The organism is Rothia sp. HMSC069C10 (assembly GCF_001812205.1).
In the GTDB taxonomy this organism is placed as follows: domain Bacteria; phylum Actinomycetota; class Actinomycetes; order Actinomycetales; family Micrococcaceae; genus Rothia; species Rothia mucilaginosa.
In genome coordinates this window covers 1-17903 of record NZ_KV808290.1, presented here as the reverse complement: position 1 = coordinate 17903, position 17903 = coordinate 1, and the positions used below count along the sequence as shown (strand labels likewise).

At 60.9% G+C, this 17903-nt stretch carries 14 protein-coding genes; 12 read left to right on the top strand and 2 right to left on the bottom strand.

The features are described 5' to 3' along the window. Positions 1–231: 231 nt before the first annotated feature. Together HMPREF2842_RS00845 and HMPREF2842_RS00840 are read left to right on the top strand one after the other, a co-directional pair. The gene (locus HMPREF2842_RS00845) at positions 232–1719 is read left to right on the top strand and encodes a transcriptional initiation protein Tat (RefSeq protein WP_070641907.1); all 1488 of its coding nucleotides are present in this window, start codon (positions 232–234) and stop codon (positions 1717–1719) included. 492 nt (positions 1720–2211) lie between these two features. Then, positions 2212–3582 carry a hypothetical protein gene (locus HMPREF2842_RS00840; RefSeq protein WP_070641905.1) on the top strand — a complete coding sequence of 457 codons (1371 nt, stop codon included), beginning with the start codon at positions 2212–2214 and terminating at the stop codon, positions 3580–3582. A 202-nt stretch (positions 3583–3784) separates the two neighbouring features. Here HMPREF2842_RS00840 and HMPREF2842_RS00835 read toward each other — a convergent pair whose 3' ends face one another. After that, on the bottom strand, positions 3785–4411 hold the full coding sequence (locus HMPREF2842_RS00835) for an isochorismatase family protein (protein ID WP_049352972.1): 627 nt from the start codon (positions 4409–4411) through the stop codon (positions 3785–3787). A gap of 87 nt (positions 4412–4498) precedes the next feature. Then, a complete protein-coding gene (locus tag HMPREF2842_RS00830; protein ID WP_070641904.1) occupies positions 4499–5797 on the bottom strand; it encodes a nicotinate phosphoribosyltransferase in 1299 nt (432 codons plus the stop codon). A gap of 228 nt (positions 5798–6025) precedes the next feature. Here HMPREF2842_RS00830 and clpS point away from each other — a divergent pair, with 228 nt between their 5' ends. The 10 genes from clpS (at position 6026) to cydB (ending at position 17684) form a co-directional block, all read left to right on the top strand. Continuing rightward, entirely contained in the window at positions 6026–6346 is a 321-nt protein-coding gene (clpS, locus tag HMPREF2842_RS00825; RefSeq protein WP_070593485.1) for an ATP-dependent Clp protease adapter ClpS, read from the top strand. Next, on the top strand, positions 6346–6978 hold the full coding sequence (locus tag HMPREF2842_RS00820) for a DUF2017 domain-containing protein (protein WP_070641903.1): 633 nt from the start codon (positions 6346–6348) through the stop codon (positions 6976–6978). The genes clpS and HMPREF2842_RS00820 overlap by 1 nt, the downstream gene beginning before the upstream one ends. Before the next feature lie 154 nt (positions 6979–7132). Next, positions 7133–8185, top strand: coding sequence for a glutamate racemase (murI, locus tag HMPREF2842_RS00815; protein ID WP_070641901.1), 1053 nt, complete (start codon positions 7133–7135; stop codon positions 8183–8185). After that, positions 8176–9069, top strand: coding sequence for an MBL fold metallo-hydrolase (locus HMPREF2842_RS00810; protein ID WP_049350312.1), 894 nt, complete (start codon positions 8176–8178; stop codon positions 9067–9069). The genes murI and HMPREF2842_RS00810 overlap by 10 nt, the downstream gene beginning before the upstream one ends. 142 nt (positions 9070–9211) lie before the next feature. Further along, a complete protein-coding gene (rph, locus tag HMPREF2842_RS00805; RefSeq protein ID WP_070641899.1) occupies positions 9212–9943 on the top strand; it encodes a ribonuclease PH in 732 nt (243 codons plus the stop codon). A gap of 38 nt (positions 9944–9981) precedes the next feature. Then, on the top strand, positions 9982–10638 hold the full coding sequence (locus HMPREF2842_RS00800; RefSeq protein WP_070641898.1) for a non-canonical purine NTP pyrophosphatase: 657 nt from the start codon (positions 9982–9984) through the stop codon (positions 10636–10638). A gap of 336 nt (positions 10639–10974) precedes the next feature. Further along, on the top strand, positions 10975–12204 hold the full coding sequence (locus tag HMPREF2842_RS00795) for an RDD family protein (protein ID WP_070641896.1): 1230 nt from the start codon (positions 10975–10977) through the stop codon (positions 12202–12204). Between the two features lie 223 nt (positions 12205–12427). Then, on the top strand, positions 12428–14530 hold the full coding sequence (locus HMPREF2842_RS00790; protein ID WP_070641894.1) for a DNA gyrase/topoisomerase IV subunit B: 2103 nt from the start codon (positions 12428–12430) through the stop codon (positions 14528–14530). A 490-nt stretch (positions 14531–15020) separates the two neighbouring features. After that, positions 15021–16592 (top strand): cytochrome ubiquinol oxidase subunit I, encoded by a 1572-nt coding sequence (locus HMPREF2842_RS00785; protein WP_070641891.1) that lies wholly within the window; start codon positions 15021–15023, stop codon positions 16590–16592. A gap of 21 nt (positions 16593–16613) precedes the next feature. Next, complete coding sequence (cydB, locus tag HMPREF2842_RS00780) at positions 16614–17684, top strand: cytochrome d ubiquinol oxidase subunit II (RefSeq protein ID WP_070641889.1); 1071 nt, start codon at positions 16614–16616, stop codon at positions 17682–17684. Positions 17685–17903: the final 219 nt, after the last annotated feature.

Below are 17903 nucleotides of genomic sequence, written 5' to 3'. Positions count from 1 at the left end.
ACGGGGGGGGTATGCTTTCTCCAAGTGTTGGGTTTCCCTGTGCTTTTGAAGCTGACCTTTGTGTTTTTGATCTTCTGGCTATGCAGGGGCTGACGCTTGTATAGAAACATCATGCATTCACTCTCTTCTGCACGCTATCTTCACTTTTTGTGTGCGTCTGCCCTGCGTGGATTTATCGGCCGCGTTCTTGGTGAGAGTGAATGCCCAAGATATCACTCTCGAAGGACATACATGTCTACTAACATTTCTCGCCGCAAGGTTGTAGCTGGCGCAGCATGGGCTGCTCCGGTTGTTGCAGCATCTGCTGCAGTTCCCGCTTTTGCATCTTCTACTGAGTGCGCCTACGCATCTGCTCCCAAGTTCAACATTTCCGGTCAGCCCTCCGGCGCTAAGGACACCGTGAAGTTCACCGTTCCCGCGAAGGTTGACAAGATTCGCTTCGAGGTCGCTGGTGGCGCAGGTGGCGGCTCCTTCCAGGTTGCTGGTGGTTCCGGTGCTCTCGTGACCGGTGAAATGCCCGTCAAGGAAGGCCAGGTTGTTGAGCTGGTCGCAGCAGCCGGTGGTGTGGCTTACCTGATTTCCGAGCCCGGTGTTGACAGCAAGGCTATTTGGCAGACCCGCCCCGCAACCGGTGGTAAGGGTTACGGTAACGGTGGCGACGTAAACGAACAGCCCGTTCCCGCCGACGCTAAGGCTCGCGTTGATGCTATCTGGTCCAAGCCTTCCGATATGAAGCGTTACCTCTATGGTGGTTCCGGTGGCGGTTCCTCCGCTCTGATTATCGACGGCACCCCGATTGCTGTCGCAGGTGGCGGTGGCGGTGCGGGTATCCGTACCCAGCCCGGTAGCAACAATCATCCGGATATGATCGTCAAGAAGATTAACGGGGAGGATAAGGTAGTCCCGAATCCTTTCTACAACTCCAAGGCAGTTGACGCTTCCACCACCGCTCTGGACGACACCGCAGTTAAGTCGGTTCTGCCCGCTGGTGCAGACGCATCCGCAGCAGCCGGTGGCGACGCTGAGACCTCCATCTCTCACTACACCGTTCTGAAGCCGCACACCACTGATGGCACCGCTATGAAGGTTGCCGGTGGTAAGGGTGGTAACGGCGGTCAGGGTGGTGCAGGTGGCGAGCAGCCCCTGCTGTACAAGCTGGCTAACGTCTACGGCGTTCTGGGCTTCACCAGCCAGAACAAGCAGGAGCTCTTCAGCTCCTCCACCGCTGGTGACAAGGGTGGCTCCGGCTTTGATGGTAAGGGTGCAGACGGCGTCTTCGCATACTCCTACCAGATCGACAACAACGACATCTCCAAGCTTGAAGAGGTTCCCGTCACTAACCAGAAGGCTATTGATGCGGGTGTAGCTAAGGGTGACGAGATTGGCGGTCTGCAGGAGGACGCAACTCGTAAGAACTTCAATGGTTACCAGACCGTTGTTTCCGCAGGCGGTGGCGCAGGTTACGGTGGCGGTGGCTCCGGTGCTGCTCGCGGCCTCTCCTCCATCATTACCTCCCAGAAGTGGAACGCTAACCCCCGTGATACTCGATACCGCCAGAACGTTGGCGCACTGCTTCAGGCAGGCGCAGGTGGTGCAGGTGGCTCCTACGTCGCTCCCTCCGTCCCGAACGGTACCATCGCATCCGCTAACAACGGTGCAAAGGAATCTGGCGTTCGTAACCCCGGTTACGTGAAGGTCACCCTCTGCGAGCGCTCCTAATAGCGTGCTTATCCGAGTCTCCCTCTTGGGTTGCTCGGTGGGTTAGACGCTAACCCTTCCGGTTCTCCCGCTCCTGAAATCTCATCAGGAGTGGGAGAACCGGCCCCTAAGTTTTAGTCCCCCAGATGTGCATCCGCGCGTATCTGGCATGAGGACTGTGTGCTTCTCTGGCGAGTGGTCTCTTGGTGTATTTTGGCCACTCACGGAGAATGCCATTGAGTGATGTCTCGTTGAGTCTCAACGATGAAACCAATGGCTTTTGAGGAAAAGGTTGGTAGTAATGCGCCAACCTGAAGGCCCGCAGGCACTTCGGTGTCTGCGGGCCTTCGCTATACCCCGGAAATGCCGGGTTGAGCGGGGGCATAGCGCGGCGAGTTGAGAATGTTTTTCAAGGTCTATACCCTAGAAAATGAATATTGCACTCAGTGCACAATGGTGTAAATTATTCACTCTACTCAACCCGTACCCTCAGCCCTCATGAAAGAAAACCTCATGCCCCACAACGCACACCCCACCCGCCGCACCATCCTCACCGGCGCCGCCTGGGCACTGCCCGTCATCGCAGCCTCCGCAGCCGTACCCGCCTACGCCGCCAACGGCGCGCAGACCGGCACCTCCCACACCATCAAGGGCCAGGCAAACGGCCGCAAGACCGTCAAGACCTTCACCGTCCCGGCGGGCGTACGCGAACTCAGCTTCACCCTCACCGGCGGCGCGGGCGGCACCGTCATGGCACGCAGCCAGGGCGGATGCGGCGCCAAGGTCACCGGCACCGTCAGCGTCACCCCCGGCGCAACCGTAGAAATCGTCGCCGCGGCAGGCGGCATCGGAGTGCTCGAGCGCGTCACCCGCAATGGCGCAAGCTGGAACGAATCCAAGCCCGCAACCGGCGGTGAAGGCTACGGCAAGGGCGGCTCCTCCGCCGCTCAGGTCACTGTTCCCGCAGGTCCGAAGGCTATTATCGACGCAGCAAACCCCCGCACCTACGGCAACCCCACCGCTGGCGACGGCGCACCCCACACCCACTTCAAGCGCAGCATTTACGCCGCATCCGGTGGCGGCTCCTCCGCGCTGCTGATCAACGGCACTGTGGTCGCAATCGCTGCAGGTGGCGGCGGCGGACACGTGCGTAACTCCAGCTCCACCGCACCGCTGCCCGGCTCCAGCTACGCCATTAGCCCGGTCTGCGGCCTGGAATGGGTGCGCGGCGGCTCCGGCGGCAACGCAGAATCCGCCATGGGTTCCGAAGGCGCAGCCGCAAGCGATGCGTACAGCGTCGAGGCGAACCTGAAGATCACCGCACGCGCGGGTGCTGGCGCATTCAACGGCCGAGGCGGCATGGGCGCTATTCCCAATAGCCTGCCCACTGGCGACCACGGTCTGGTCGGCTTCGGCTCCCAGAACAAGCAGGTCATCCACAGCACCAGCACCGCGGGCGCAACCGGCGGTAGCGGCTTCAACGCGAACGGTGCGGACGGCGTGGGTGCGTACGCCTACCAGTACGACAAGAACGACCCCGTGAATCTGACCGGCACCGCAACCGCACGAACCACCAGCATCACCATCAGCAAGAACTTCTTCGGCTACCAGACCGTGGTGTCTGCTGGCGGCGGTGCGGGCTACGGTGGTGGCGGCTCCGGCGTGGCGAACGCGGTTTCGGCAATCATCATCTCGCAGCAGTGGTGCAACAACCCGAAGAACCCGCGCCGCGCGGTCGGCTACGTTCAGCAGGGCGGCGCCGGTGGTGCTGGCGGATCCTACCTGGCGCCGAGCGTGCGTAACGGCGCAATCGTTGGCACTAAGGAGGCGCCGGCTGGCCCGAACGTGCGCGTGAATGGCATGGCGGAGGTTCGCTTCAAGTAAGCGGCTCAATCGGCTACATGACCGCCGGGGTTCTTTGCCCGGCGGGTGCTGAGAATGCTAAGTTGCGGGCACGCTAGGTCGTGGACACACTAAGAGGCGGGGAGCCCGGGATAGTACATCCCAGGCTCCCCGCCTCTGTATATTCAGCGCCCGGTATTCAGTGCCCGCCTAGATAGCGAGTCACCGGCAGAGCTGGTGGAGGTTAGAGAACCTCAACCACCTCAACGCCCTCATCTTCAAGCTCGGCAACCACGTCGTCTAACTTGTCCTCGTGCACGGGCGCGGTCAGATCAATCAGTACGCGAGTCTCGTAGCCTGCATCGACCGCATCGCGAGCGGTTGCCGACACGCAATAATCGGTGGCGATACCGACAACATCGACGAACTCGATGCCGCGCTCATCCAGCCACTCCGACAGGGGAGTCTGCGGGCCGTCCTCAGACGCATCCGCACCAGGCTCGTGCTCGCCGGTTGCGACCTCATCCTCGGGGGCGAGAAGACCCTCAAAACCCGAGTAGGCTGCCTCGAAGCGGCCCTTGCGGAAGTACGCCTCAATGTAGTCGGTGTCCAGGTTCTCGTGAATCTGCGCGCCTTCGCTCTTCGCCACGCAGTGCACCGGCCAGGAGTCAACGTAGTCGGGGGTGTCAGAGAAGTGCGAGCCCGGATCGATATGCCAGTCCTGGGTGGCGACAATCGCGTCGTAGCGGTGGTGGTTGTTCTCCACGTATTCGCTAATCAGCGCGGCAACGTCCGCACCGCGCTCGGTGGCGAGGGCGCCGCCGGCGCAGAAATCGTTCTGCACGTCAACAATAATCAGTGCCTTAGACATGTCTGTCCTTTACAAATAGGAATGAGTTTTCACTCTGATTCGCCGAGTGAAATTCGCCGAGTGAAAACAGTATCTCAGAAGGGTGGTTTAGATGAACTCGGTCGGAATGATCGGCTCACCCTCCGAGAGGCGGCGGGCGGCCTCGGGAAGCTCAGCCAGGGAGGCAGCGTGGCGGGCGGTTGCGCGGCGCACGCCTTCCTCGCCGGTGAAGCCGGGCAGCAGTTCGCCGTTGCGGACGAAGTCCACCATGAGCGGGCGGGTGTCCTCGAGCAGGTTCGGGTCCTCGTGGGTGCCCAGAACCTCGGCGGTCGCAATGCCCATGCCGTTGAGGCGGCGGGCCGCACGCTTGGCGCCACCGATGGACGCCTTGCCAGCCGACGCCTTAGCGACCGGCTGCATTTCACCGGCGGAGTTCTCACGCTCAACGACCTTGTACACCATGGAGGAGGTCGGCGCGCCGGAACCGGTGACCAGCTTGGTGCCCACGCCGTAGGAGTCCACGGGTGCTGCCGCCAGGGATGCGATGGCGTACTCGTCCAGGTCGCTGGTGACGGTGATCTTGGTGTGGGTGTTGCCGAGCGAGTCGAGCAGTTCACGCACACGTGCCGCGGTGGCAACCAGGTCGCCGGAGTCCAGGCGCACGCCGCCAAGCTCTTCGCCCGCGAGTTCCACGCCGAGGCGGACTGCCTCGTCCACGTTGTAGGTGTCGACGAGCAGGGTGGTGCGGGCGCCGAGGGAACGCAGCTGCGCCTCGAACGCTTCACGTTCGCTGTCGTGCAGCAGGGTGAAGGCGTGGGCGCTGGTGCCGATGGTGTGCAGGCCGTAGCGCAGGCCAGCCTCCAGGTTGGAGGTGCCCGCGAAGCCGGCAATCACGGCGGCGCGTGCGGCGGAGACGGCGGCGCGTTCGTGGGCGCGGCGCGAACCCATTTCGAGGCAGGGGCGGTTGCCTGCGGCTGCGCTCATGCGGGAGGCGGCGCTTGCCACGGCGGAGTCAAAGTTCAGGATGGACAGCAGGTAGGTTTCGAGGACGCACGCTTCGGCGAAGGTGCCTTCGACCTGCAGGACGGGGGAGTGGGGGAAGAACGCTTCGCCTTCTGCGTAGCCGCGGATATTGCTGCTGAAGGTGAAGGATTCGAGGTAGGAGAGGGTCTCTTTGTTGACGATATTGCGGGAGGAGAGGAAGGAGAGTTCTTCGTCGTTGAAGCGGAAGTTAGCGAGGCCTTCGAGGAATCGGCCGGTGCCTGCGAGGACGCCGTAGCGGCGGCCCGCGGGCAGGCGGCGGGTGAAGACTTCGAAGGTGCACTTACGGTTGGCTGCGCCGGAGGCGAGTGCCGCCTGGAGCATGGTCAGTTCGTAGTGGTCGGTGAGAAGGGAAGTAGTAGCCATGTGTTTATTGTAGTGGGGGATTAGGGTATTTTTCCTCTTGAGTCGGCGTGTCAATCACTACATAAAGTATTCTTGACTCTAAGTACTGTAGTATGACAAATTACCAGCACTCTGTGCGGGAGCAGTACAGGACGAACACCGCAGTAGCGCAGGACGAACACAGGGGCCACACAGGGGCAACACATACCCGCCCGTATAATCAAAGGGAACCGGCCGCAAAGGAAACCAATGAACACTACCGCCGTGACCCTCTCCACCGGAACCCTCGAGGACACCGACCTCGACACCGCCTTGGAGAACATCCTCGCCGCAGACATCCCCTGGAACGTCATCGTCTGGAACGACCCCGTCAACCTCATGACCTACGTGTCCTACGTTTTCCGTAGCCACTTTGGCTACTCCCGTGCCCGCGCCGAAGAACTCATGCTGCAGGTGCACAACAACGGCAAGGCAATCGTCTTCACCGGCTCCCGCGAAGACGCCGAAAAACACACCCAGGCAATGCACGCCTGGGGTCTGCTGGCAACCTTCGAGAAAGTAGAAAACTAATGGCGCGACCCTTCCGCCGCACCCCCGGAGGTTACACCGCCTCCTTCGAACCCGCCGAACGCGACCTGATCCGCGAACTCGCCGAAGACGTGCGCGCGCTGCTGCGCCCGGCAGATACCACCGCCGACGGCGGCACCGTCGACCCGCTGGAGGCGCTGGTCGGCATCACCGAAAACCCCACCATCCCCGCCGACAGCGCCGTGGCGCGCCTGCTTCCCGCCGCAAGCAGTGACGACGAGGCCGCCACCGAATACCGCCGCTACACCGAACGCGACCTGCGCGAAACCAAACGCGCGAACCTCGCCATGCTCGCCTTCGACATTGAGTCCAGCGACCTGCGCCTGAACGAGGAACACGCCCGCGCCTGGGCTACTGCGCTCGGCGATATTCGCCTGGTGCTTGCCGACCGCCTCTACATCGTGGACGAAGACACCGCAGAAGATATTGCAGCGTTCACCGACCCGTCCGAGATCGAGACCCAGGAAGAGTACATGGCTGTGGTGTACAACTTCGTCTCCTGGGTTCAGGACTCGCTCATGCTCGCCATGCTCGACGGGCTGGACAACGAAGAAGAGGATGTGACCGGCGGAGCATTTGACGGGGCAAATGGCGGGGAAAAAGAGCAAGAATAGAACGAATTTTTCAAATTCCCCTTCAAACTATCGTCATATACAACCACATAATGGTGGTTCTCGACTCATCTAACCGCCCAACGGACTAAAAGGGTAACCTTAGCGAGTTAGCATAGAACGTGGTACCCGACCGATAACGAAGTGTAGGTGACACATGAGTGACAGCATCGACGCAACAAATCCCTACCGTGCCCGCACCCCCTGGGGAAGCCCCGCGCCTGTAGGCCCCACCGCCGCGGCACCCATCGGCGTCTTCGACTCCGGCGTTGGCGGACTCACCGTGGCACGCGCCATCATGGACCAGCTGCCTCACGAACGCATCATCTACGTCGGCGACACCGCCCACGGCCCCTACGGCCCCCTCAAAATCGCAGAAGTACGCGCCAACGCGCTACGCATCATGGATGAACTCGTCGACTCCGGCGTGAAAATGCTCGTCATCGCCTGCAACACCGCCTCCGCAGCGGTGCTCCGCGACGCCCGCGAACGCTACACCCGCCAGTACGGCATTCCCGTCATCGAGGTGATTCAGCCCGCCGCCCGCCGTGCGCTCGCCGCAACCCGTAACCGCAAGATCGGTGTGATTGCGACGGAGGCGACCGTCACCTCCCGCGCCTACGAGGACACTTTCGCGATTACCCCGAACCTTGAGGTGCACTCGGTGGCGTGCCCGCGCTTCGTGGAGTTCGTGGAGAAGGGCATTACCTCCGGCCCCGAGCTGCTGGAGACTGCCCGCGAGTACCTGCAGCCGCTCAAGGATGCCGGCGTGGACACCCTCGTGCTCGGCTGTACCCACTACCCGCTGCTGGCCGGCGTGATTTCCTACATTATGGGTGAGGACGTCACCCTGGTTTCCTCCGCGGATGAGACCGCGAAGGACGTGTACCGCGAACTGCTCAACCTCGCCATTGAAAGCCCGGTCCCCGCGGAAAATCCGCACCATGAATTCCTCGCCACCGGCGAATCTGAGACGTTCTCGCAGCTGGCGCGCCGCTTCCTCGGCCCCGAGGTCACCAACGTGCGCCACACCAGCTCCGTGGCGGAACGCTACCCGACCGGCTCGCTGGCGGCACTCACCCCCGAAATGCTTGCGGCACACCGCAACATCACCCTCGACGAATCGGCAGATCCTGCAGAGGCAGCACACACTGTCGCGGGCACCGAATTTTCCGGCACCACCCCTAAGGACGACACCTCATGCGTCTAACCGTTATCGGTTGCACGGGCTCCTTTCCCGGCCCCGTCTCACCGGCTAGTTGCTACATGCTCACCGCCACGGACTTCGCGGGTCGAACCTGGCGCATCATCATGGACATGGGCAACGGCTCCCTCGGCATGCTCCAGCGCCATATCGACCTGAGCGATATCGACGCGATTCTGATTTCGCACCTGCACCCAGACCACTGCATCGACCTGTCCGGTCTGCACGTGGCAGTCAAGTGGGATCCGCGCGGCTGGCCCAAGGGTCGCATTCCGCTGTACGGTCCCGCCGCGATTAACGAGTACCTTTCGGCAACTCACGGCCTGGACCCGGAGCCGGGCATGAGCACCGAGTTTGACTACCACACCTGGACTGAGGGCGAGCCCGTGCAGATTGGTCCCTTCCGCGTGGAGCCGTTCCGCGTGGTTCACCCCTCGAAGGACCCGTACGCGCTGCGCATCACCTGCAACGACCGCGAGGGCCACACCGTGTTCTCGTACTCGGGCGATACCGACCTGTGCGAGGGCCTGGTCAAGGCTGCGCGCGGTGCTGACTTGTTCCTCTGCGAGGCGGCATACCAGGAGGGGCGCGACGACGCCCTGCGCGGTATTCACCTGACCGGCAAGCGCGCCGGCGAAGCCGCCACGGAGGCGGGCGTGCGTAACCTGCTGCTGACCCACCTGCCCGTGTGGAACGACCCGGACATTGCCCGCGCGGAGGCGCGCAGCGCCTTCTCCGGCCCGGTCGGCATTGCCGAAATGGCGGCAAGCTACCGCATCTACCCGCGCCCGACGGAGGCTCACCCGGTCACGTCCACCCTGAACGTGGTGGAGGTGCTTGACCCGCCGCTGAACACCGCGATTGCGCTCCCTAAGCCCGAACTAGATTAGGTGAAGCCCGAGCTGGACTAGGCCAAACCCGAGCTGGGCTAAAACAAGCTGGGCTAGTACAAACTGCGCTCAGCCCCGCCCACTTTTCGACATAGAATCAACAGACAGACACAGATCCCGCAGACAGATTCAAGGAGAACCCATGACTGCAACCCGCGACGACGGCCGCGCCCTCAACGAACTGCGCCCCATCACCATTACCCGCGGCTGGTCCCGCAACGCCGAGGGTTCCGCCCTCATCGAGTTCGGAAACACCCGCGTGCTGTGCACCGCATCCTTCACCGAGGGCGTGCCGCGCTGGCTCAAGGGCGAGGGCAAGGGCTGGGTGACCGCCGAGTACGCCATGCTGCCGCGCGCCACCAACACCCGTTCTTCGCGCGAGTCGCTGAAGGGCCGCGTGGGCGGCCGCACCCACGAGATTTCTCGCCTGATTGGTCGCTCCCTGCGTGCGGTCATCAACATGGACGAGCTGGGCGAGAACACCATCGTGCTCGACTGTGACGTTCTGCAGGCTGATGGCGGCACCCGCACCGCTTCTATTACCGGCGCATACGTGGCGCTGGCTGATGCTATTTCTTGGGCGAAGGAGCAGAAGATTCTGCCCGCTAAGGCGAACCCTCTGATCGATTCGGTGTCCGCAATTTCGGTGGGCATTATTGACGGCACCCCCATGCTGGACCTGCCCTACACCGAAGACGTTCGCGCCGAGACCGACATGAACGTGGTCGTCACCGGCAGCGGCAAGTTCGTTGAGGTTCAGGGCACCGCCGAGGGCGCGCCTTTCGACCGCGACGAGCTCAACAGCCTGCTCGACCTGGCGCTGGAAGGCACCGCTGAACTGGCTCAGATTCAGCGTGAAGCACTGGCACACTAACCCGTCCCAGTAACTAGTTCCGTCAACAAGGAGAAACTATGGCAGACGCAAAGATTGTTCTGGCAAGCCACAATAAGGGCAAGCTCAAGGAACTGCGCGAAATTCTGCGCGGACGCATTGACGGCCTGGACGTTGACACCCAGGTGGTTGACGCCTCCAGCGTGAACGCACCCGACGTTCCCGAGACCGGCGTGACCTTCGCTGAAAACTCCCTGCTGAAGGCGCGCGCTGTTGCCGAAGCAACCGGCCTGATCGCTATTGCTGACGATTCCGGCCTGTCGGTGGACGTGCTCAACGGCGCTCCCGGTATTTTCTCGGCGCGCTGGGCGGGTAGCCACGGCGATGACACCGCGAACCTGAACCTGCTACTGGCTCAGCTGAGCGATATTTCTACCGAGCACCGCGGCGCGAAGTTCTGCTGCGCGGCCTCGGTTGCCTCCCCGAACGGTTTTGAGGCGGTCGAGTACGGCGAGCTGCCCGGCGAGCTGCTGACCGCACCGGCGGGGGAGGGCGGCTTCGGCTACGACCCGATTCTGCGCCCCGTGGAGCTGAACGGTGAGAACGCCCTGTACGAGGGGCAGTACGCTGGCAAGTCTTGCGCTGAGATTCCGGCTGAGATTAAGAACTCGATTAGCCACCGTGCGCGTGCTTTTGAGGCGCTGATTCCTCAGATCGCCACGGCGTTGACCTCCTAAAACCGCTGTCTAAAACCTCTGTCTAAAACCGTCGCTGAGGCGCCAGAGCATACTCACTGCGCCGGTCCGATGGGTGAAAATGCGGGGGTTGAGTGCGATTTTTTCGTGCATCCCCCTAAAATCCCCCACAGGGATACCAATTAAAGGCACAATAGGTAGAGAAGCTTTACCTCAAGGTTAGTGACACCAAAGAAACTCGTCTGTTGAAGGTACCTTCGGCAGGCGAGTTTTGTTGTTGAAGAGCATTTCAACGGTGCATCTGTCAACGGGGCACCTACCCGATGCCCGCCGGTCACCGACCGCGGTAGAAAAACCTGCAGCGAAAGAGACACACTGATGCTCATCCTTCTTCTGCTGATGGCACTCGCCCTTGCCGCCGGATGCTGGGCGTACTCCTACGTGTGGCGCGGACTGAACCGCCGCGTCATTGCCGCCGTGAAGGTGGTCGATCCGATGATTACGCTCGGGCCGTACGTCATGGCGGCGTGGGTGGCGTTCATGGCTCTAATCGCCACGAATATCTGGGCAACCGGAACCCTGCACACTGTGCTGACGATTATTTTCTGCGTGGTTGCTGCAGGGTGCCTCGGCTGGGCTGGATTCTGGCTGCTCATGCACTGCCTGGGCGGGCAGACCCCGGGCAAACGCCCGATGTGGTGGCGCGAGGCGGTTGCCGCGAAGTTCGCCTGGCGTAACCTCTCGCGCATGCCCGCCTACCTGGGTGCTCGCACCAGCATCCTGCCGGTGGAGAACCCGCACCTGACCAAGCCGTATTCGGGGTCGTGGACTCGCCCGCTCGGTGCGACCATGCCCGGGTACAGCTCCAACGGCGAGTTTATTGAGGGCTTTGACGAGTTCGGTCGCAAGATGCCGCGCATCTACCCTGTAGGCCCTGAACCGACCATTTTTGAGATGGCGCGCTGGGGTAAGTCGGTCAGCTCCGATCAGCTGCTGACGACCTTCCTGCCGACCGCTCCGTTTGAGCGTCTGCGTCTGCCCGGCACTATGACGGGCCCCTTCACCTTTGCGGGGGAGGTGCCGCACGGTGCGGTGACGAAGTGGCCTCGCCGCAGCGGCGCAAACCGCGCCTTCGGCTCCTACGCTCGTCTGGGTGAAATTACCGAACGCAAGGTGGAGCTGCTGGTCGACCACCGCCTCATTGCGGCGCTGCAGACCACCCGCGAAAGCTACGAACGCCGACACAGCTGGATGCTCGCCTTCACCGACATCGCCGACGGCGACTTCACGATGGATGCCGACGAGAACGGCAACCTGCGCATCACCTTCGGCATGATTACCGAAGGCTACGAGACCCCGTGGGTCTTCACCAGCACCCTGAAAGACAGCACCCACCTGCGCCGCAAGGTACGCCACGCCATGAGGGAACGCCGCGTGCTCAAGCAGAGCAGCGGCGAGCTGATGGACTGGTACTTTGTGCCGAAGCTCAGCGAGTTCCCGCACGGCCCGGTCACGAATGAGCTTCCCGAAGAGTTCTACTTCAAGTCCAATATCATGGTCACGAACCGTCACGAGAGCTCCTCGCGAGCCTCGGGTGATGCTCACTAGGGGAAGGAACGTGGGAACAGAGCAACGCATTAGCGGTGACTGTCTTAATCACTCTTTTCCCCAAGCCACGCTAGAATAGAGTTCCGAACGTTGAACGCTCTGCGGGGCACGACACGCGTCGTGCCCCGCTGTCGTTCTGCCCCCGTAGCACTTGAGCCGGACTCGCACTCCGCCCGGTGGCACGCGTTCACCACCGCAGACATATTCACCCGAAAGGATTCCCGTGGCGTCTTCGAACTACACCGCCCGTCACCTCTCCGTGCTGGAAGGTCTGGAAGCTGTACGCAAACGCCCGGGCATGTACATTGGCTCCACCGATTCCCGCGGCCTGATGCACTGCCTCTGGGAGATTATCGACAACTCGGTGGATGAGGCGCTCGCCGGTTTCGGCCAGTCCATTCAGGTCATTCTGTACCGTGACGGTTCGGTTGAGGTGCGCGATGATGGCCGCGGTATCCCCACCGACATTGAGCCGCGCACCGGCCTGTCCGGTGTCGAGGTCGTATTCACCAAGCTACACGCCGGCGGTAAGTTTGGCGGCGGCTCCTATAACGCGTCCGGTGGTTTGCACGGTGTGGGCGCTTCCGTGGTGAACGCGCTGTCTTCCCGCCTGGACGTGCAGGTGGATCGTGGCTCGAAGACCTACCAGATGTCCTTCCGCCACGGCATTCCCGGCTTCTTCGAGTCCGGCCGCACCCCCAAGCCCGAAGATCCGTTCACTCCCGCAACCGAGGGCACTGACGCCCTGCAGATTGTGGGTCGCGCTAAGCGCGGCGTGACCGGCACCCGTGTGCGTTATTGGGCTGACCCGCAGATTTTCACCCCCGACGCTAAGTTCAGCTACGAGGACTTGGCTGCTCGTGCGCGCCAGACCGCGTTCCTCATTCCGGGTCTGCGTATTTGCATCCGCGATGAGCGCCGACTGCCCGGCACCCCCGGCGAGTTGGAGCCCCACGAGGAGGTTTTCCAGTATGACGGCGGCATTAGCGAGTTCGTCGAGTTTCTGGCGCATGATGAGCGTATTACCGACACCTGGCGTTTTAGCGGCAGCGGCTCTTTCACCGAGACCGTGCCGGTGCTGGGGGAGGACGGCCGCTCGCAGCTGACCGACGTGGAACGCGATTGCGAAGTGGACGTTGCGCTGCGCTGGGGCATTGGTTACGAGACGACGGTCCGCAGCTTCGTGAACATTATTGCCACCCCCAAGGGCGGTACTCACACGACCGGTTTTGAGCAGGGCCTGCTGCGCGTGATGCGCAAGCACCTTGCCGATAATGCCCGCAAGTACAAGGTGGGTAACGACAAGATTGAGAAGGACGACGTGCTCGCCGGCTTGACCGCCGTGCTGACCGTGCGTCTTGCCGAGCCGCAGTTTGAGGGTCAGACCAAGGAGATTCTGGGTACCCCGGCGGTTCGCCAGATCGTGTCGAAGGTCGTGGGCGATGCGCTGAAGGCTCGCCTGGAGTCGACCGCCCGTGCGGAGAAGGCTCAGGCGGCCGCTCTGTGCGAGAAGGTCGTCTCTGAGATGAAGACCCGCGTCTCGGCGCGCATCCATAAGGAAACTCAGCGCCGTAAGACCGCGCTGGAGTCTTCGTCCATGCCTACTAAGCTGGTGGATTGCCGTTCGACCAATGTTGAGCATTCTGAGCTGTTCATTGTGGAGGGTGACTCGGCGCTGGGTACTGCGCGTCTGGCGCGTTCTTCTTCGTATCAGGCTCTGCTGCCGATTCGCGGTAAGATCCTGAACACTCAGCGTGCTTCGGTGACTGATGTGCTCGCGAATGCTGAGTGTGCGGCGCTGATTCAGGTCATCGGTGCAGGCTCAGGCCGTACTTTTGATCTGGACTCTGCTCGCTACGGCAAGGTCATTATGATGACCGATGCGGACGTGGACGGCGCCCACATTCGTACCCTGCTGCTGACTCTGTTCTACCGTTACATGCGTCCGCTGATTGAGGCGGGTCGCGTGTACGCTGCGGTCCCGCCTCTGCATCGCGTGGAGGTGGTGCGCCGCGGCAAGCCGAACGAGATGGTGTACACCTACTCGGAGAAGCAGTTGCACGAGCTTCTGGATTCGTTGCAGGAGCAGGGCGTGTCTTATAAGGAACCCATTCAGCGCTATAAGGGTCTGGGTGAGATGGACGCCGACCAGCTGGCTGAGACGACGATGGATCCGCGTCATCGCATGCTGCGCCGTATTCGTATTGAGGATGCGGAGGCTGCCGAGCGTGCGTTCTCTCTGTTGATGGGTTCTGAGGTGGCTCCGCGTAAGGAGTTCATCATTGCCGGTGCTCATCAGCTGGATACTGAGAGCATTGATATGTAGCGTGCGGTGCCTTGCGGGGCAGTGGTGGCTGGCGTGTCACAATCCACGAATTTTGTGTGAGAATAGTCACGCAATTCTCGGAGATTCCGCGTAAATTCCGCATGAAGCAGGCAAATTTAAGCTTTGAGTACTACTTGAACCGCCTGTCATATTCCGGGAATCTGTCACCAAAATTTTGCAGAAATAATATAAAAATGCAAAGTTTCACCGTGGTTCCGAAACTACCCCGTAACCCCGCAAGGCACCATCGTGTCTCATTCCTCTAACCACCCTCGCATCGAGGGATAACGTCCAAGGTACCTTTAGCGAAACGTCAAACAATAAACGTCCATACTATGCACAGCCTACTCACAGCTCCTCAGGAAAACCCTGTACCTTAGAAGCATGAGAGACAGTGTGTCAGTAACTCTCGTACGCTCCCCATTGACGGGGAACTACCCGAAATCTGGCACAAGCACACATTAAGTACACACATAGTAAGGACCTATCAATGGATCCCCTTGATTTTGGTAGGTGGCAGTTCGGTATCACCACCGTCTACCACTTCTTCATGGTTCCGCTGACTCTGGGTCTGGGCCTTGTGGTGACCTACCTGTACATTTGCTACGTTCGTACCAAGAAGGACGAATACAAGCGCATGACGAAGTTCTGGGGCAAGCTGTACCTCATTAACTTCGCAATGGGTGTGGCCACCGGTCTGGTTCAGGAATTCCAGTTCGGCATGGCGTGGAGCGAATACTCCCGCTTCGTCGGCGACGTCTTCGGCGCTCCGCTGGCAATGGAAGGCCTCTTCGCCTTCTTCGTTGAGTCGACCTTCCTGGGTCTGTGGATCTTCGGTTGGGACCGCCTCAAGCCTGCTGTACACGCATTCTCGCTGTTCATGGCAGTCCTTGGCTCCTGGATTTCTGCATTCTTCATTCTGGTTGCAAACTCCTGGATGCAGCACCCCGTTGGCGCAGAAATGATTGACGGTCGTCCCCGTATGACCGATATTGGTGCCGTGCTCATGAACCCCCTCGCATGGGTGACCTTCACTCACGTCATCACCTCCGCTATCCAGGTTGCTGGTGGCTTCCTGGTTGGTATCGCATGGTACAAGCTGTGGCGCCGCCGCAAGGACGGCATCGACAAGGTCGTTGACGGCAAGGTTGTTGTTGGTGAGTTCGACAAGGGCGCACGCGACAAGGCCGACTTCCAGGTCTGGTTCAAGTCCCTGCGCCTGGGTGCTGTTGTGGGCCTGCTCGCCTTCGCAGGTATCGGCGCGTCCGGTCACATTCAGGCACAGATGATGATTCACGAGCAGCCCATGAAGATGGCTGCTGCAGAAGCTGCGTGCCACGACGGCACCTCCTTCTCCGTTCTGACCGTCGGTGAGCTCGGCGCTCAGAGCTGCGATAAGATCCACACCGTCATCGAGGTCCCCGGCGTGCTGTCCTTCCTGGCACACGACAACTTCGACACCCCGGTGAAGGGTATTCAGACCCTGCTGCCCGAGTACGAAGCTAAGTTCGGCACCAACCTGCCCAACAACCCGCTCTACGGTGAGCGTGCAGGTCAGAAGATTGATTACCTGCCCTCCCTCGAGGTCTCCTACTGGGGCTTCCGCGGCATGATTGGTCTGGGTGCGGTCGTACTGCCCTTCTATCTCTACGCGCTGTGGGTAACCCGTAAGAAGGGCGTGGGCACCGTCCCCGAGTCCAAGCTGCTCAAGAACGTTGCAGTCTGGTCCATCCTGGCTCCCTTCTTCGCTATCTCCCTCGGCTGGATCTTCACCGAAATGGGCCGCCAGCCCTTCGTTGTGGCTCCGAACCTTCAGGGTGACCCCTCGATTCACCTGTTCACTGCAGCAGCTATCTCCCCGGGTGTTTCTGGTGAAGAAATCCTCTTCTCCCTGCTCACCCTGGGTCTGCTCTACGGTGTGCTGATGGTGGTTGAGGTTTACCTGCTCATCAAGTACGTCAAGGCCGGTGTGGTGGCAGCAATGCCCGAGCTGGTTCAGTCGCACCACGAGGACGAGTCCAACGACAAGTCCAAGCGCGATGTGCTGGAGTTCGCCTACTAGGCGGGTAAGGATTGATTCACCATGAACTTTGATTTCAATATCTTTGCCGGTCAGCCTGGCCTGCCCACCTTCTGGTTTGCTGCCATTGGTGTCTTCTTCATCATGTACATGATTCTCGACGGTTTCGACCTGGGCGTCGGTATGCTGATGGGTTCCAAGTTCACCAAGAACGAAAAGGAACGTCGTCTGCTGCTGAACATCATCGGCCCCGTCTGGGACGGTAACGAGGTGTGGCTTGTGACCGGTGGTGCAGCTCTGTTCGCTGCATTCCCCATCTGGTACGCAGCCCTCTTCTCGGCTCTGTACATCCCCCTGACCCTCGCGCTGGTCTTCCTGATTCTGCGCGTGGTCGCCATTGAATACCGCGGCAAGAAGAACGACGAGAAGTGGATCCGTAACTGGAACATCGCTCTGTCTGTTTCTTCCTTCTTTATCCCACTGCTCGTTGGTGCTCTGCTGGGCCTGACCTCCATGGGTCTGCCCATCAACGACAATGGTGACCGCGTCGGCGGCGCCTTCGCATGGGTCTCCCTGCCGGTTCTGCTCGGCGGTCTGGGCTTCGTTGGCTTCTCCCTGGTTCAGGGTCTTGCCTTCATCGCTCTGAAGACCGACGGTGACATCCGTGACCGTGCCCGTAACACCCTGGTACGCTGGTCTCCCGTCCTGCTGCTGCCGATCGTTGCATGGGTTCTGGCACTGGACTTCACCACCGGTAACGGCGTCTCCTGGCTGTGCACCATCCTGGCTGTGGTTGCTGTTCTGATTGCTTGGATCTCCGCAAAGGGTGGCCGTGAGGGTCGCGCTTTCGCTGGTCTGTCTGTGTTCCTCGCATTCGGCGCTCTGGCAATCTTCACCGCAATGTACCCGAACGTTCTGCCCTCCACCCTGGACCCGGCATACTCGCTCACCATTGCGAACGCCTCCAGCTCCGAGTACACCCTGGGCGTTATGACCTTCGTGACCTGCATGGGTCTGCCGGTCGTGTTCGTCTACCAGGCATGGACCTACTGGGTCTTCCGTAAGCGTCTGCACGTGGATCACATCCCCGAGGCACACGACGCTACCGAACTGGCTGAACTGCCGACCAAGTAGCATGTAGCTGATTGAAGGATCCCCCGAATTTCTCTTCTGAGAAGTTCGGGGGATTTTTCTATGCCCCCAGAGGACTATTCCTACAGAGGATATTCCCGCAGAGGATGCAGCTTGCGGCAGGTGAGTGGGTGCGCAAAAATTTTTGGTGCACACCCCCCCCCGAAATCTGGGCGCGACAGGGAGTAAAACGTGTAATGTGGTGTACAACTCACTCTCACG

What these genes read in the sequence shown, in the direction of transcription:
- HMPREF2842_RS00845 (WP_070641907.1), top strand. Translation starts at nt 232, where the DNA reads ATGTCTACTAACATTTCTCGCCGCAAGGTTGTAGCTGGCGCAGCATGG.
- HMPREF2842_RS00840 (WP_070641905.1), top strand. Translation starts at nt 2,212, where the DNA reads ATGCCCCACAACGCACACCCCACCCGCCGCACCATCCTCACCGGCGCC.
- HMPREF2842_RS00835 (WP_049352972.1), bottom strand. Translation starts at nt 4,411, where the DNA reads ATGTCTAAGGCACTGATTATTGTTGACGTGCAGAACGATTTCTGCGCC.
- HMPREF2842_RS00830 (WP_070641904.1), bottom strand. Translation starts at nt 5,797, where the DNA reads ATGGCTACTACTTCCCTTCTCACCGACCACTACGAACTGACCATGCTC.
- clpS (WP_070593485.1), top strand. Translation starts at nt 6,026, where the DNA reads ATGAACACTACCGCCGTGACCCTCTCCACCGGAACCCTCGAGGACACC.
- HMPREF2842_RS00820 (WP_070641903.1), top strand. Translation starts at nt 6,346, where the DNA reads ATGGCGCGACCCTTCCGCCGCACCCCCGGAGGTTACACCGCCTCCTTC.
- murI (WP_070641901.1), top strand. Translation starts at nt 7,133, where the DNA reads ATGAGTGACAGCATCGACGCAACAAATCCCTACCGTGCCCGCACCCCC.
- HMPREF2842_RS00810 (WP_049350312.1), top strand. Translation starts at nt 8,176, where the DNA reads ATGCGTCTAACCGTTATCGGTTGCACGGGCTCCTTTCCCGGCCCCGTC.
- rph (WP_070641899.1), top strand. Translation starts at nt 9,212, where the DNA reads ATGACTGCAACCCGCGACGACGGCCGCGCCCTCAACGAACTGCGCCCC.
- HMPREF2842_RS00800 (WP_070641898.1), top strand. Translation starts at nt 9,982, where the DNA reads ATGGCAGACGCAAAGATTGTTCTGGCAAGCCACAATAAGGGCAAGCTC.
- HMPREF2842_RS00795 (WP_070641896.1), top strand. Translation starts at nt 10,975, where the DNA reads ATGCTCATCCTTCTTCTGCTGATGGCACTCGCCCTTGCCGCCGGATGC.
- HMPREF2842_RS00785 (WP_070641891.1), top strand. Translation starts at nt 15,021, where the DNA reads ATGGATCCCCTTGATTTTGGTAGGTGGCAGTTCGGTATCACCACCGTC.
- cydB (WP_070641889.1), top strand. Translation starts at nt 16,614, where the DNA reads ATGAACTTTGATTTCAATATCTTTGCCGGTCAGCCTGGCCTGCCCACC.